Annotated in this window: 14 protein-coding genes and 2 pseudogenes; 7 read left to right on the top strand and 9 right to left on the bottom strand. The window is 41.6% G+C overall.

What is annotated here, in order from left to right:
* Positions 1–58: 58 nt before the first annotated feature.
* Both PNK_RS11825 and PNK_RS13940 read right to left on the bottom strand, forming a co-directional pair.
* A complete protein-coding gene (locus tag PNK_RS11825; protein ID WP_059062221.1) occupies positions 59–271 on the bottom strand; it encodes a hypothetical protein in 213 nt (70 codons plus the stop codon).
* A complete protein-coding gene (locus PNK_RS13940) occupies positions 244–378 on the bottom strand; it encodes a hypothetical protein (RefSeq protein WP_269446518.1) in 135 nt (44 codons plus the stop codon). The genes PNK_RS11825 and PNK_RS13940 overlap by 28 nt, the downstream gene beginning before the upstream one ends.
* Positions 379–841: 463 nt before the next feature.
* Here PNK_RS13940 and fabG point away from each other — a divergent pair, with 463 nt between their 5' ends.
* The 5 genes and pseudogenes from fabG to PNK_RS11790 form a co-directional block, all read left to right on the top strand.
* A complete protein-coding gene (fabG, locus tag PNK_RS11820; protein WP_158021808.1) occupies positions 842–1,678 on the top strand; it encodes a 3-oxoacyl-ACP reductase FabG in 837 nt (278 codons plus the stop codon).
* A 208-nt stretch (positions 1,679–1,886) separates the two neighbouring features.
* On the top strand, positions 1,887–2,084 hold the full coding sequence (locus PNK_RS11815) for a hypothetical protein (protein WP_059062220.1): 198 nt from the start codon (positions 1,887–1,889) through the stop codon (positions 2,082–2,084).
* Positions 2,085–2,654: 570 nt separating this feature from the next.
* A pseudogene (locus PNK_RS11805) lies at positions 2,655–3,560 on the top strand (Fic family protein); the annotation flags it as partial.
* Between the two features lie 184 nt (positions 3,561–3,744).
* Positions 3,745–4,017, top strand: a complete 273-nt coding sequence (locus PNK_RS11800) for a hypothetical protein (protein WP_059062213.1) — start codon at positions 3,745–3,747, stop codon at positions 4,015–4,017.
* Between the two features lie 431 nt (positions 4,018–4,448).
* A pseudogene (locus tag PNK_RS11790) lies at positions 4,449–4,958 on the top strand (GNAT family N-acetyltransferase); the annotation flags it as partial.
* Positions 4,959–5,557: 599 nt separating this feature from the next.
* On the opposite strand, the gene PNK_RS11785 reads toward PNK_RS11790, so the two are convergent.
* From PNK_RS11785 to PNK_RS11755, 7 genes are all read right to left on the bottom strand, one after another.
* Positions 5,558–6,553: an aldo/keto reductase gene (locus PNK_RS11785; RefSeq protein ID WP_059062210.1), complete on the bottom strand. Its 996-nt coding sequence runs from the start codon at positions 6,551–6,553 to the stop codon at positions 5,558–5,560.
* Positions 6,554–6,756: 203 nt separating this feature from the next.
* Positions 6,757–7,566, bottom strand: a complete 810-nt coding sequence (locus PNK_RS11780) for a CPBP family intramembrane glutamic endopeptidase (protein WP_059062208.1) — start codon at positions 7,564–7,566, stop codon at positions 6,757–6,759.
* An 82-nt stretch (positions 7,567–7,648) separates the two neighbouring features.
* The gene (gene abc-f / locus PNK_RS11775) at positions 7,649–9,232 is read right to left on the bottom strand and encodes a ribosomal protection-like ABC-F family protein (RefSeq protein ID WP_059062206.1); all 1,584 of its coding nucleotides are present in this window, start codon (positions 9,230–9,232) and stop codon (positions 7,649–7,651) included.
* A 216-nt stretch (positions 9,233–9,448) separates the two neighbouring features.
* Complete coding sequence (locus PNK_RS11770; RefSeq protein WP_032124633.1) at positions 9,449–9,652, bottom strand: hypothetical protein; 204 nt, start codon at positions 9,650–9,652, stop codon at positions 9,449–9,451.
* A 229-nt stretch (positions 9,653–9,881) separates the two neighbouring features.
* A complete protein-coding gene (locus tag PNK_RS11765; RefSeq protein WP_059062204.1) occupies positions 9,882–10,448 on the bottom strand; it encodes a pentapeptide repeat-containing protein in 567 nt (188 codons plus the stop codon).
* Between the two features lie 117 nt (positions 10,449–10,565).
* The gene (locus tag PNK_RS11760) at positions 10,566–11,237 is read right to left on the bottom strand and encodes a DUF2490 domain-containing protein (RefSeq protein WP_059062202.1); all 672 of its coding nucleotides are present in this window, start codon (positions 11,235–11,237) and stop codon (positions 10,566–10,568) included.
* A 192-nt stretch (positions 11,238–11,429) separates the two neighbouring features.
* Positions 11,430–12,524, bottom strand: a complete 1,095-nt coding sequence (locus PNK_RS11755) for a formylglycine-generating enzyme family protein (RefSeq protein WP_059062201.1) — start codon at positions 12,522–12,524, stop codon at positions 11,430–11,432.
* Positions 12,525–12,767: 243 nt separating this feature from the next.
* Between PNK_RS11755 and PNK_RS11750 the strand changes: the two genes are divergently transcribed.
* Complete coding sequence (locus PNK_RS11750) at positions 12,768–14,453, top strand: arylsulfatase (RefSeq protein WP_051981785.1); 1,686 nt, start codon at positions 12,768–12,770, stop codon at positions 14,451–14,453.
* A 58-nt stretch (positions 14,454–14,511) separates the two neighbouring features.
* Positions 14,512–15,525, top strand: coding sequence for an HAD family hydrolase (locus tag PNK_RS11745; protein ID WP_079992919.1), 1,014 nt, complete (start codon positions 14,512–14,514; stop codon positions 15,523–15,525).
* Positions 15,526–15,548 lie beyond the last annotated feature (23 nt).

Here is a 15,548-nt window from a genome sequence, read left to right as displayed (position 1 = left end):
TTACTTATTTTCCTTAAGCTATTCTGGATCAATCTCATTCAAGCATATTGAATTGGAATTAACCTTGGAGACGCAGGATTCGTAATGCGAAGGTCGCGGGTTCGACTCCTGTTTTAGGCACATCCCCGGAAACATTTTCAGAAATGAAAGCGTTTCCGGTTTTTTCTTTTGGTAACCCATTGGATTTCTTTAAGATAATCGCAAGCACTGGATTCCAGCCATTGCTTCCATCATTTGCTTTTTTTAATCTTTTATATGAATCCACTTCCATCCGAGCGCGTTAATTGCAAGCGTACTACCACCAACAACTACTTCTTCAGCTATATCTAATAAATTTTCTTTATCATTATCTTCTCCAATGACTAATGTATTTAACATAGAAACAATGTTTCCAATTTTGTTTCTATGTCATTTTCTATGTTTCGCAAGAATAAACACTTTTTGATGGTCTTTTGAACTTATCGATATGTCTACAAGCAATCCCTGATTACACATTTCTTTAAGTCGAGTTGTTGTCGTACGACGAGTAACTTGCTAGATTTCTTGGGCTGATTTTGCGTTGAGGTTCTCATGCTTTTTAAGATAGTCAAAAATTGGTATTTGCTAAGAACCTGAGGGGATGATTTTTGTTGATTTGGGATAAAGAGTAACACGAAAAAAATTATCTAACTCTTCAAGCTTTGGTAAAGGGATATTTTGTTCCTCATTGTTTTTTACTTTAAAAAACGATAAATTTTAGGATTTTCGGGTTCAATGTGGAACCTGATTTAGCACTTAAAAGGATTATAATTTTTTTAATATTATGTTAAAATTCATATTCACACTCCTATTAGGAATAAGTATGCTCAATTCTACACCAATTCATGCAGAAGACACTGCCGGACGCACATTCAATGAATCAAAAAGCATTAAACGATTTAGCAATCAAGTGGTCATTGTAACAGGTGCTTCAAGAGGAATTGGTCGAGGAATAGCTCGTCTTTTCGCTGAAGAAGGAGCAAATGTTGTTTTAGTGGGACGAGATGAAGCTCAACTCAAAGCAGTAAAAACAATCATTCAAGACGACAATGGTAATGCATTTTTTGTAAAAGCTGATGTTAGCAATCCGAAAGACATGGAGAGAATGGTCAATGAGGCGTTAAGTCAATATGGCAAGATAGATGTCCTTTGCCATAATGCAGGAATTTATCCACATGCCAGGCTTGAAAACATGACACTTGAAGAATGGCAAACAGTAATTGATGTAAACCTAACTGGGACTTTTTTAGCAGTTAAAGCTTGTATACCAGCAATGAAGGCTCAAGGGCATGGAAAAATTGTTATTACATCATCTATTTCAGGTCCCCAAACAGCCCTACCTGGATATTCTCATTATACTGCCTCTAAAGGTGGAATAGCTGGATTTATTCGAACTGCAGCCGTTGAGTTGGCAAAATATAAAATTAACGTAAATGCTGTTGAGCCTGGTAATATTACGACTGAAGGCCTCGATGCAACAGGTTCAGAGCACATTAACAATATGATTCGCGCCATACCTTTGGGTCGACTGGGAACTCCCGAAGATGTCGCTCATGCTATTCTTTTTCTTTCATCAAAAGAAGCTGGCTATATTACAGGTCAAAATCTCATCATAGATGGAGGCCAGACATTGCCAGAAAGCCATTTTTCCGAATATTAACATCATTAGAACTTTCCTAAAAGTTTTAAACATCTTTTAATTCTCCCTCTTAAAAAATCCCTCGGCTATGGTTCTATTTCTCAGATGAAGTTGCACGCCCTATTTTCGAATTAAACCACAGCCACTTGAAAAAATAACCTTTAAAACCTTGCCTTATCCATTAGATACACTTCCTGATCCGATTGTTTAATGGATACAAGGAATCGCGATGCAAATGCAAATTTCAGAAGACTATATTATCGCACCTTTTTTAGTGGCTTTAGGAAGCTTAATCGGGAGAAAAAGCGGCTTAGAATTAAGAAACGGTAGCAATTGGATAGATATTTGCAAACCTATCGGGAATGGCGATTGGACGACTCTCTACAATGAAGACTCCAGGAATGAATGCCGCTTTTCATTTTTTTGATTGTTTTTGCCAATAGAGCCAAAGCACATTTTGAACAAATCATAGGGAAGTATCAAAAGGAGCATGAAATCTGGCAAATTCGAAAAAATACCTGTGAAGAGAAATACAAAAAGGAATTTAAAAAAAAGTCTCAAAAGTCAGGGAGATCATGGTCAAATCCTTTTCAATCAAAAAGCACCTCCATAGGAACCCAAGAGAAGAAGGTATAAAACACAGGATGTAACTATTGAAAAGTTAAGTGAACTTCTAGTGGAGAATTCTCAAGGTTTCTTGCTATATCGCGATGCTGTTCAAGGAGGGTCGGGCGATAATGGATTTATTCAAAGATTCCAAATGATGGTGTGGCCTGAACCTAAAACCACTTGAGAACTTGTTGAAGGAATCGCCATTTCTGAACTGGAAAAGCCCGTTCAGAAAATTTTCGATCATTTAGATCGATTAGATTTTGTCCAAGATAAAAATCCTATCATTTTATTATTCACTCCCGATGCTCAACTACTTTTTGATCAATGGCAACAAATTTTTGAAAAACAAACTTCGGGCGGGCAAGCTTCCTCCCTACTTGCAAGCACATTCCATGATGAGTTGTATAAGAGCGATGCTACAACAAAACAATTTGCGAATTTTGCAGCCAAGGAAGTGTATAGTTATGCGGCTGCCCTTCAAAATGGATATCAGCAGGTTAAAAAAACTGGACTTCTTGTAAATAATCACATCTTGGAAATTCAGCAGACTCTTGTAGAAAACGGTGCTGGTTTTCGCAAGACCCCCGGAACGATGCTAAAAAATGACCAGACCGGTGAAGTTGTCTATACTCCACCTCAAGATGAAGGCCAAATTCGCACCTTAATGAATAATTTAGAACAGTTCATTAATGATGATTCACTTGAGTGTGCCGACCCTCTCATTAAAATGGCAATTATTCACCACCAATTTGAAAGTATTCACCCATTTTACGACGGCAATGGACGAACAGGCCGTATCATCAATATTCTTTATCTGGTAAAGCAAGGTTTGTTAGACACACCCGTTCTCTATCTCTCGCGCTACATCAATCAAAATAAGAATGAATATTACCGATTGCTACAGACAGTACGCGATACCGGTTCTTGGGAGCCCTGGATTTTATACATGTTAGAAGGCATAGAGCTAACCTCCCGCCAAACGGTAAGTCTTATTCTCGGAATGAGAGATTTAATGCTCCATCAAAAGCATAAGCTTCGCAGTGAACTCCCTAAGATTTATAGCCAGGATCTATTAAATAATCTTTTTAGACATCCCTACACTAAAATCGATTTGGTCATGCAAGAGTTACAAATCCATCGCAATACGGCAGTTAAATATCTAGAGGAATTGGTTCGGATTGGATTGCTCACGAAGCATAAGCTTGGCAAAGAAAATTTTTATCTCAATTCGGCTCTATTTGATCTTTTAGCCAAAGCCGGCCGACCTTCTCAAGGAGATAGGGAAATATGACCATTTTAAGACCTAAAGGTATATATTTAAAACCATCATACACACGAAACCGCTATTTTTTGTGCATGTTTTATGTTTCATGCATACATTTTGCCCGTTTTTTGTGTATATCTTACCTGTCATGCCTAAAAAAACAACTCCTTGTGTTATTTAATTTGTTAATATTAAGTCGTTTGAGGTGGATATGGTATTAGCTACAGAAGCTCAACTAAGCGAAATCACCGATGTCGCAAATCCAAAGACTTCAATGGGTTATAAAATGACGGAGTTTGGATTGATTCCAGAAGATTGGCATCAAGCCAAACTTGGGGATAAAACAGTCAAAATTGGTAGTGGAATTACTCCAACAGGCGGGGAACGTATTTATAAACAGTCAGGTTGCCCCTTCTTGAGAAGTCAGACGCTGGAATTATCAATTTTAAAATATTTCAAACAAGAATTTGTTTTAATTTATTAAAATTTTCATCCCCTCTTTTAAATTTTATTTTTATGAGTTGTTTTAGGTCACTTTCGAATGCTGAAATGATCTTTAAAATATGTTCTGAATGGGATAGAATGTAAGCCACAAAAAATAAATCGTCCACATGATCTTGGAAATGCTGTTTTAATATGGGTATTAGAAAATTAAATTTATGAGGGTGCATATTCGCAGTTTGGCATATCGCGTTTGGAACTCTTTTGGTAGTTGGCCTTTTAGACTTAAAAGATATCTAAAAGGACAGTTACAGGTGGGGTCTGAGTTGAAGCTTTTGGGTTTTCAATCAATAGCACTCGTTTTATTGGCGATGCCCAAAGCTCTCGATTTCAAAAGCGATATTTGGGCTGTCAGTTGTATGCTTACGGGCACAGTATCTTTTAAGAATAAAGAGTTAAGTCAAAATGAATTATAGCATATCTTTTGTAGATAAAATTTCTGATGTTGAAGAAGACAAAATGACCAAAGATTTGGTCGCCTACGAAAGTGCTCACGGAATTGATGTAAATTATAAAAAGTTTTCAATAGTTCTAAAAGATGACAAAGGAAGTGTGTTGGGGATATTGAACGCATTTACAGCCTTTGCTGAAATTTATATTGATGATATTTGGATTGACACACCTCATCGCGGTAAAGGTTTCGGAAAGAAATTACTAAAAGAACTCGAAAATCACTTTCAAGGAAAAGGATTCAATAATATCAATTTAGTGACGAGTGCTTTTCAAGCTCCGGGCTTTTATGAAAAATGTGGTTTTCAGGCTGAATTTGTTAGAGAAAATATAAAAAATCCAAAGTTAACAAAAACCTTTTTTGTGAAGTTTTTCAACGATGAAGTCCAAACCCAAGGTATATTAAAGAACCAAGAATCTGGTAATGCAACAGAGAAAAGCTGTCATCCTAGGCAGGAAATCTACTTTGATTAAAAAGCTATTTGAAACTCTCGACACCACTACAATTTTCTGTGATGAATTTGATAAAATTTCTCAGGCCCCGAAAGATTATGTAGATTGGTTTTACTCGAATAAGGGTTACAGTGATTGAATCTCGTTTAAGTAATAATGCTTCATATCGGCAAGAAGGGAGCGCTATGCTACATGATTCATTAATCTACTAAGGGAACAAATCAACTGATGCGATCACGCTACAATGTGTTTATTTTCGTTTCAATCTTTTGCTTATTATTCAAGTAGGTTCAATCTAATCAAGTTATGTTTATTACTGGAACCTCTCATGGAGTTGGCTATGTTACTGCATAACTTATTCTAATGAAGGGTATAGTGTATATGCAGGCGTTAGGATTAATAACACAGCAAAAAAAATAATATTGTTCAGCTTGATGTAATAGATGAACAAAGTATTGATTTGGCCATAAAAAAATCATTGATAATGAAGGGCGATTAAATGTTCTCGTGAATAATGGTATATGGATCGATCGAGAATGTCGCCGTTGATGAATGGAACAAAATACTTTTTTCCAAAGCTAGATAGTAAAAAGGAAAGGCTGCCAATTGATGGACCGTGCTTACCGGCCAGTCATCTGTTCAAGAGCGTCCGGATAGCGATTCCCTTCGATCTTGATTTTTGAAGAAGCGTTTTCAATGGCGCGCAGATCGTCAGCCGTAAGTTTGACATCCACTGCTCCAATGTTTTCTTCAAGGCGATCAAGCTTCGTCGTGCCAGGAATCGGAACGATCCAAGGCTTTTTTGCAAGCAGCCAGGCAAGGGCAATTTGAGCGGGAGTCGCCTTCTTTTGTTTTGCGAATGAACGAAGCAAATCAACCAATGCCTGGTTCGCTTGGCGATTCTCCATATTGAAGCGGGGAACACTGTTGCGAAAATCTGTGCTGTCAAATTCCGTATTTGCGTTAATTTTACCCGTGAGAAACCCTTTGCCAAGCGGACTGAAGGGAACAAATCCGATGCCCAACTCCTCGAGCGTTGGCAGCACTTCCTCTTCGGGCTTCCTCCACCAAAGCGAATACTCGCTTTGCAAGGCGGTCACGGGTTGCACGGCATGGGCACGCCTGATGGTTTTTACACCAGCTTCTGAGAGGCCGAAATGCTTGACCTTGCCTTCCTCGATCAAATCCTTGACGGCACCTGCTACATCTTCAATGGGTACATTCGGATCGACCCGATGCAGATAAAACAGGTCAATGGCATCGATCTTCAGCCGCTTGAGCGATCCCTCGGCAACTTGCTTGATATGCTCTGGACGGCTATCCAATAGGCTCCAGCGCATTTCACCTTCTTTTTCCGGTTTAAAGCCAAATTTGGTTGCAATGACGATTTTCCTTTGGAATGGGGAGAGAGCTTCGCCCAACAGTTCTTCATTGGTGTAGGGGCCATAGACTTCGGCAGTGTCGAAGAAGGTAATGCCTCGCTCAATGGCGGCATGAAGCAGGGCGATCATTTCCTGCTTATCTTTAGGCGGACCGTATGACCAGCTCATCCCCATGCAGCCAAGTCCAAGGGCCGATACTTCCAGACTGCTATTTCCAAGCTTGCGTTTTTCCATTATTTCTCCTTTTCATTCAGCGTCCTTTCACTCTCGCATCTGAGTTTCTTCATAACCAACGGCTTCAAATAGATAAACAGAAAAATATAATAAAAATTTAAAAAACCCGACAACCTATTGCTTACGAGAAGTTCCGATGGGATGAATAAGCAGCCTCTGAGTAACAAACAATCGATAGGCCCAAAGAAACTTGGCTAAATCTTTTAGGCAGCATGATAGGAAAAAAATGTCATGTGGATGACATTCAACAAGAAGTGGCAAAGAATCGCACTTTCAATTTTTCCTGAATATAAATAGACGCTTCCATATAGAAGACTCGCAAGAAATGTAAAGCCTAAAATGGCTACATTGGGGCTCCAAAAAATATGAGCGAAGGAGAAGAGTGCCGATGTGAGAATCAATGCGATGAGTGATCCGCATCTGTAATTCTTGAAGTATTCGCAAAGAGTTTTTTGAACAAATCCCCGATAAAATCCCTCTTCGGGAATGGAGGTTAAAATCAGGTTGCTTAATGTGCGGAGGGCCATATAAGAAGGTAGCGTAAAATCCCATCGCGCCGCGCCGCTAATTGCGGCAAGAAAAGCTAGCAGGCCAATTCCTAAAAGTCCGCATGCCAACCCTTTTAAGACTCCTTTCCAGTCTTGCATATCTTTAGCAAGTGGAACTAAGAGAGCCAAAGGGAAGAGTCCAATCAATGGATTTTCCAATCCGACAGCAAATTTGGACGTAATCAAAAAAGGATAGTACCCAGGTATTAATCTCAACTTGAAACTCATGCTAAAACAAACGAGAATGATAAAAAACCATGCATTTGGTTTGCGATCATACAACAGCCACAGCATTGAAAGGCATGCAATGAATGCTAAGCCAACCCAAGTGATATGGCCAGCAACTAGCCCAGCTAGCAAACTGAGGCAAATCAGCGTTTCCCAGATTTTAGGTTCGCGGCGAACCCATAAACTTAAAAAAGAACCGCTCAAAAATATAAATGCTAAGAGAGTCATGAGCGGCATTAATTTTGTTGCTCCACTATTTTTTGATGGCATTGTATAAGAGGGATTCGGTTTTCTTCAATCAATCTCATCAAAAGATGTTTCAAAGTTCCCATGTTTCTGTCGCGATTTTATCGATAAAAGTTGCATCGTGGGACACAGCTAAAATAGCGCCTTCAAAGTCAAGGAGAGCCCTTTCAAATGCTTCCAAAGTCTTTAAGTCCAGGTGGTTTGTTGGCTCATCCAGCAAAAGAACATTGGGCCTAGCCAGGATCAAAGAAAGGAGCGACAGGCGCTTCCTCTGCCCGGCACTTAGCGTGGAAAGCGGGCGCCTTAAAAGATCAGCTCCTCCAAGAGCTGCTTTATGCAGCTCCCGCCTGACTTCTTCTTCGTTTAAATTGAACTGTTCTTCAAAGTATTCAAGAGCCGTTTTGTCCATTGGCAAGAGTTCCCCTTCTTGATCGAGATAGGCAACTTTGGCATTCTGAGCCCATTTGATTTTCCCTCCATCTAGAGCCGTTAGGCCTGCGATGCATCGAAGAAGAGTTGTTTTTCCAGCCCCATTAGCTCCGTTGACGATGATTCGGTCTCCATTAGATATGATTTTGCTGAAGCCAGAGAATAACACCTTATTGCCGTAAGATTTAGTGGCTTTATCGAGCTCGATTACAACAGACACAGAGAGTTGTGCGGGATTGAATCGAAGGCCTTTGATTCCTTTAGGTATAGGATGGGGCAGAAGGTTGGCTTCAATTTTTGCAAGACGAGCCTTTAAGCCGTCGAGATTGTGTTGCAGCGATTTCTGATGATACTCTCCTCGTGCGTCATAGCACATGATGTTGCGGTCTTTTGCAGGATTAGCTTTCTTTTTAGAAAATGTTAGGGATTTGATCTTCTGTTTTAAAAGAGATCGTTCCTCTTCTTGGCTTTCGTAGGCTTTTAGCTGCCTCTCTAAGAGGCGTTCTTGTTCATTGAGATAAAAATCATAGTTGCCTCCATATGAGATTAACCTGCCATTTTTAATCTCGACTAGTCGGTTGCAGGTCGAATTGAGAAATGCTCGGTCGTGGGAAACAATCACACTCGCACCTTCTCTTTGATGCAAGATTGCTTTAAGCCACTGCACCATCTCTTGGTCTAGATGATTAGTTGGCTCGTCAAGCAATAAAAGAGCAGGATTGTCGATCAGTGCTTTTGCCAATGCGGTCCTGACTTTCTGCCCGCTGCTTAAATTGGCCATGGGGAGCTCTAAGAGGCTGCTATCGAGCTTCAAGCCCTCTAAGACTTTCTCTACAGGAGCTCTTCGATAGCCTCCAAGCGCTTCATAGTTGGCATGCAGTTCAGCCCATTTGATTAATTGATCGCTCTCCAAATAGAGCGTCATTTGTTTTTCTAGATCGGTAAGGTCCGCAGATTCGATATAGGCGCGTACGCTGATAGAGGGATCTGCGATGACAATTTCCTGAGGCAAAAATCCGATCGAGAGATCGGCTGCCTTGCTAAAATGCCCGGAATCGGGCTTGAGGTTTCCAGCCAGCAATTGCAAGAGGGTCGTTTTTCCCGCTCCATTTTCTCCGACGATGGCCAAAAGATCCCCTCGATTGATTGACAAGGAAATATCTTCAAAAAGAGAGTGTGAAGCAAACGATTTAAAAAAATGGGAAAATTGGATAAGGAGACGCGTCATAAGTTTGATCCTGGTTAGATTTGATTTCTGATTTGGATTCAAACTTAGATTTTCACTGGATGCCGCTCCTTTAAGGATGATTACTTCTTATTGTAGCACAAAAGTAGCTCTTTTTCAAGAGCCATTAAGGAAAGCCATTATTGAGCCGCAAGAAAAAATGATGGCAGGTCTATTGGTCGTGAAAGTCCTATGCCATTTTCTTGAGGACGAGAACTCTTAGTGCAAATTTTGCAATAGTCGCTTCTTGAGGACTTCGCAGAATGCTTTGCTAAGCTGTAAATCTTCATCTTCTAATTCGATGTGAATAAATTGGGGGAGATAAGATTCTTCCGAGCTGATTTGAATGGAAATGGTTTGAGGTTTGTCGATAGAAAATGACACTTGATCGATTTCGTATTCGATGGTCCGCACCCTTTGCATGATAGCCTTCCTTGTGAAATGGGGATTAAGTGATTTATTGATTCTGTATTTCAAATGTACACTCTAAAAGCAAGCAAATGCATTAAATCCTATTCATACCTATCTTTTGTAATTGGTACTATCATTTTTTTCCAGCCTTCTCAAAAGAGACAAGGAGGCTATTTTTATCGATGATGAGAGAGGAAATGTGAAAGGATGAGTAATTCAACAGGCTTTGGGTTAAGATTCGCTAAACTAGGTGAATGTCAAACCCGCGCAAAAGAGCAGCTGCTTCCGGAAGTGAAAATTTGGCTTTTTTAATTTTATTGGTCCGGGGATCGATATCGTAATTTATCGCGCTAGAAAAATCGGCTTTAGAAAGGTCGGAGTTGTGAAAAATGGTGCCTAAAAGATCGCTATCTTTAAAGTTCGCTCCCACTAAACCACTATTTGTAAAATGGCACTCTTTAAGCTTGCATTCTGCAAAGGAGATCCCTTTCAAGTTGAGATCTGAAAAATTGCAGTAGTGGAGGATAGAATGGGTGAATTGCACAGAAAAAAAGGGCTTGTCGCATTTAAAAAAATCGGCTCCCACAAGCTTGCAATCGATGAACCGAACGTCCTGAAAGTGGCAACCATCCATTTTTACGAGACTGATATTGCATCCTTTAAAGACACAGTTCACAAATTTGGCATTCCATAGGGTGCTTTCCGTGAAGTTGCAATTGTGAAATTCACAGGCCATGAACGACTGTTCGCTCATTGTTTGTTTAGAAAAGTCGTTTGATTTATAGGTCTCGTTGATATGGGATGTCATGGATGGTAAAGATCTTTGTTGCTATTGGCCCTAAGATTATTAGAGAAGGGGGTAATTTTCCATCTAATTTTTTAGTATAAGGATCTTCTCACAAGTGTTTCAGCTCAGGGTACAAGATTAAAAGTTAAATTCTGTTCCCAGTACCAGACTGCGATACCATTTATCATTGCTGAGGAAGTGTCTGATCATGCAGTAAACATTGAGAGAGGTATTGGGTGTGACGGCATAATTCAACTCTAAAGGAAAAAACCGACTTTGCGTGAATAGATGAGTGTTTAAATCGTAATAAAATTCTTCTGAACAAGTGAGTGTATTTAAGCGGCCGCATCCTTGGATTGGGAAAGTAAGGGAGATTTTATGTCTTAAAACTGTCTGTATTTGCACACTCTGTTGTTTCTTGATGAGTTCGAGCCGATTGCGGCATTTGAGATTGATTCCACTGTTAAAACTTATTTTGGGATTGATTTCTAACTCAAGCCGCTGCGTATTCGTGAAATGGGGAGAGCCGCGCGACTTATTGTAGATGAAGCTAAAGTGAGCTTCCGCATCCAGAAAGGGCCTGATTCTGCGGGCAAGGTTGCCTGTGAGACGGTAATAGCAGGGGCTGGAGCAGCCGCGATTCAAGCGCACCTCGCCCGTTGTATAGAGTGTTGTGTGGGCGCATGTCCAATGAGTCCAGCGCAAGCTTTGCCAATATTCGATATCCCAGTTGGCTGGAAAAGCCGCATGGCAAGGAAGTAGCGATAGAGCCGCCAGCCAGAAGCTGAATTGTTTCCTGAGAGATGCCATTTTAAGCCTTGATGATTGCCTTAGTCATCGAGCTATCTGCCAATCTAGGAAAATGCTTCCTAGCCCTTCTTTTGGGTTGTTGATTACTTAAAAATCTATATAAAAAAATTTATCTTTAAAAGACCGTGCAAGTCTTTCTTGCGCCTCATCTTATGCACCCGAATCAAAATAAAGACTAAAAGCAATTGGGTCTCAGGATTCTTTTTGCACTTGATTGTTTTTTCTCATCTCAGGCGTCGTCACGCAGCGAAAGCCTAAGTGGTTTAAGCTTGTATCAGGACATGTTTTCATTCTGGCGGCGATGCGGTAACCCTTGCAGTAACTGTCATGACAGAGAAAAGATCCTCCCCGATGAACGTGTTTGACGGCATAGGGCTCTTCTGGATCGAAACTCGTTTTGGGTCCTATGGGATTGGAAGAAAGTTCTTTTTTAGCTTCTTCCTTGTAGTGAGAAGCGTGGTAAAAATCTGAGCACCATTGCCATACATTACCAGACATATCATAGAGGCCATAAGCGTTGGGAGAAAAGGCTTTGACGGGAGTCGTCCCCATAGCCTCATCGGGCTTCGTGCTTTTGTATGGAAATGCTCCTTGCCAAATGTTCGCTTGCGGATTCTCTTCTGAAAAAGGTTCGTTTCCCCAAACATAGAGATTCCCTTCTTGGCCGCCGCGCGCTGCAAACTCCCATTCGGCTTCGGTTGGAAGGCGCTTGCCTGCCCATTTGGCGTATTCTACTGCATCAAACCAAGAGACTTGCACGACGGGATGGTCTTCTTTGCCATCGATCGAACTTTCTGGACCGAGTGGATGTTTCCAATCGGCTCCTGCTTTCCATTCCCACCAGGCCCGATTACTGCGCAAGGAGACAGGGCCGTTCGATGGTTTAAAAACTAAGGAGGAGGCGACAAGCAGCTCAGGTGCGGGAGCAGGGGTGCCGGGGGGAACTTGACTCATGATCTCTTCGAGAGTCGGTGCTTTTTCGGCTGTTGTAACATAGCCAGTTGCATCGACGAATGCCTTAAATTCTCTGTTGGTCACGGGCGTTACATCCATCCAAAATCCATCGACGAATACTTTATGCAGCGGCTTTTCGTCACTTTTAGAGTCCTTATTATCTGATCCCATTGTGAAGGTGCCGCCAGGGATCCAACGCATTCCCTCGGGAGTTTTAGGCAGATCAAAACGGCTAGGAAGTGTGGAGCTGCAGCATGAGCCAGTGGCTTGGTTTGCAAAGCTCAAAAAAAGTAAAAAGAGAGAGGAATAAACAGTTTTCCAGTGCCGAGTCATTGTTAACATAAGCCTCATCATATAAATCGTTTTCGATTAAGAAGGCTAGATAACATGGGGCCGGAGATCGGTGCAATATTTTTTCTTTGAATTCATGAAAAGCGAAGCCTTAATTAAAATGTTAAATCTTTATTTTAATAAAGAGATGACTATGATACAAGGTAATTGAGATTTCATGATCAACTTTACTACCATTTCAATGTAGAGGGCCCTTTATTAAGGCTTTTACAGAAAGGATAAATTATGAATTTTTTCACAAAAAAACCTCCTACAGGTCTCTCTGTTAGAGGTTTGACTCCTGTCTTTTGGCTATTGACGATCTTTTTTTTCAATGCTTTATTGATAGCCGAAGAAAGTGGGAAAACGGAGAATGGCAGCAAAAATGGGAATAAGAAGCCCAATATTGTTTTCATCATGACCGACGATGTGGGTTGGGGGGATCTTGGCTGCTACGGTGGTGGGGAAAATAGGGGCTGTTTGACACCGCATTTGGATCGACTTGCCGCTGAAGGAATGCGTTTTACCAACTATTATGGTCAGGCCAGCTGTACGGCTGGGAGGGCTTCCTTCATTACGGGGCGCATTCCATTGCGTACAGCGCTTTCGACTGTCTTGGCGCCAGGCGATTTGAATGGGCTCGAGAAAGAAGATCCCACGATTGCCGAAGCTTTGAAGACGCTTGGCTATCAAACAATGCAATGGGGCAAGTGGCATTTAGGAGATCGTCCAGAGAATTTCCCAACGGCACATGGCTTTGATGAAATGAAATACATGCTTCCCTATTATGCCGGAGTCTATGCCTATGACTATCTTCCATTGCAGCCCGATTTTCCGGTGCATGATGAAGACTTCATGAAGCTTTGGAATCAGATCGATCTTAGCCAGTGGGAGGGAAAGGCTGGCCAAGCACCAGTTAAGATGAAGAAGAAATTTACCTATGAAGACCTCGCTACTGCCGATGACATCATTCGTGAAGATGTTGTCGGTTACATAAAGAAGCATGCTAAGGATGAGAATCCATTCTTTCTGTATGTCTGTTTCATGAAGGTTCACAATCCCAATAATCCTTCTCCTCGCTTTAAAGGCAAATCAGCGGGTGGTGGCAATTATCTCGATTCGCTCATGGAATTGGATGACAATTCTGGCCAAGTCATCCAAGCTATACGCGATGCGGGCATCGATGAAAATACGATTGTTGTCTGGACGACCGACAACGGCGCTTGGGTGGATGCTTGGCCCGATGCGGGTTATACGCCATTCCGCGGAATGAAAGGAACGAGCTTCGAAGGGGGATTCCGTTGCCCTGCCATCGTCTGGTGGCCTGGACACATCAAGGCTGGCAGTGTAGCCAATCAAATGATGTCTCATATGGATTGGTGGCCAACATTTGTGAAATTAGCAGGGGGCACTCCTCCTTCACGCATCTGGAAAGACAATAATGGAAAGGGGATAATCTTCGATGGAATCGATAATAGCGATTACATTCTAGGCAAGGGGCCATCTAAACGCAAATCGTTTATCTATATCAATGATTTGTCCTTTGGTGGCCTACGCATCAACAACTTTAAGCTTTTGTACACGGCCAAAGATACGTGGCTGGGGCCTGAGTTGAATTTGGCATTCCCTGCTGTTTATAATTTATGGTGGGATCCAGGCGAGGCCTACGATGCAGCCTTTAATGGAGCTGCTCCAACGCGCGGAGATTTGAAAACGTCTCCAGGAAGATTCTCTGGATCCGATCATGGCTGGATTATTGTGCTGGCTCAGCCGGTCATGACTCAGTACTTTTCTGAGTTGGTTGAATATCCCAACAGGCCGACTCTGCCAACTGGTGGATCTGCCAATCAACTCATCGATGCTGCTAATAATCCGGCAGCCTTGAGACGGCTTATGTTGCTCTTAGAACCTTCTTCACAATTGCAAAAGTAAGGTATGAAAAGTAGCAGCCTTTAGAGGTTGCTACTTTTCAACAAAAAGGCTCACTACGATGATTCATCTTTGCAGAACTTCACGCAGCTTCATTTACTCTTCGCTTTTCATCTTTTTATTAGTTGGAAAGGCTTGGTCCGATAGCTTGCCTTCCTGGAATCAAGGGGCAGCCAAAAACAGCATCATTCAGTTTGTCAAAGCAGTGACAGACGAGAGGAGTGCAAGCTTTATTCCGCCAGCAGACCGCATTGCAGCATTTGATGAAGATGGAACCCTTTGGGTTGAGCAGCCTTTGTATGCGCAACTTTTTTTTGCCCTCGATGCCATCAGATTACAGGCAGATCGGCATCCAGAATGGAAAAGTCAGGAGCCGTTTAAATCGATTTTGGCAGGAGATCAAAAAACCTTACGCAATCTCGAATTGAAAGATATCGAACAGATTTTGGCCATTACCCATGCCGGTATGACGGTTGAGGCTTTTCATCAAGAAGTGGCGAATTGGCTAGACAAGGCTGTTCATCCTAGATTCAAGAGGCCATTTACAGAGCTTGTCTATCAACCTATGCTTGAACTTATTCAATTTTTGCGTACTAATCAATTTGACATTTACATCGTTTCTGGGGGTGGTCAAGAGTTCATAAGGGCTTTTGCAGACAGAGTTTACGGCATTCCTCCAAGCCATGTCATTGGAACAGCAGGCAAAGTCAAGTATGAGTATCAACAAGGGCATCCTGTCTTGCTTAAGCATCCCGAATTATTGTTTATCAATGATCATGCTGGGAAACCTGAGGGAATCAATTTAATTATAGGCAAGCGTCCTGTTGCGGCGTTTGGCAATTCGACAGGTGATCAACAAATGCTTGAGTGGACTCAAGCGAGCATGAGAAAGAATCTTGAGCTTCTCGTTTACCACGACGATGAAGTCCGGGAATATGCCTATGGAGCCGAATCTAAGATTGGTACCTTCTCTAAAGACTTAAAGCAGGAGGCTGATAGGCAAGGATGGCTCATCGTCAGTATGAAAAATGATTGGAAAGTGATTTTTCCCGGGCAAAGAAATGTTAATCAATGATAACGCACTACAATATTAAGGCG

The organism is Candidatus Protochlamydia naegleriophila, from assembly GCF_001499655.1.
Lineage (GTDB): Bacteria > Chlamydiota > Chlamydiia > Chlamydiales > Parachlamydiaceae > Protochlamydia > Protochlamydia naegleriophila.
This window is presented reverse-complemented; position numbering and strand designations above follow the sequence as displayed.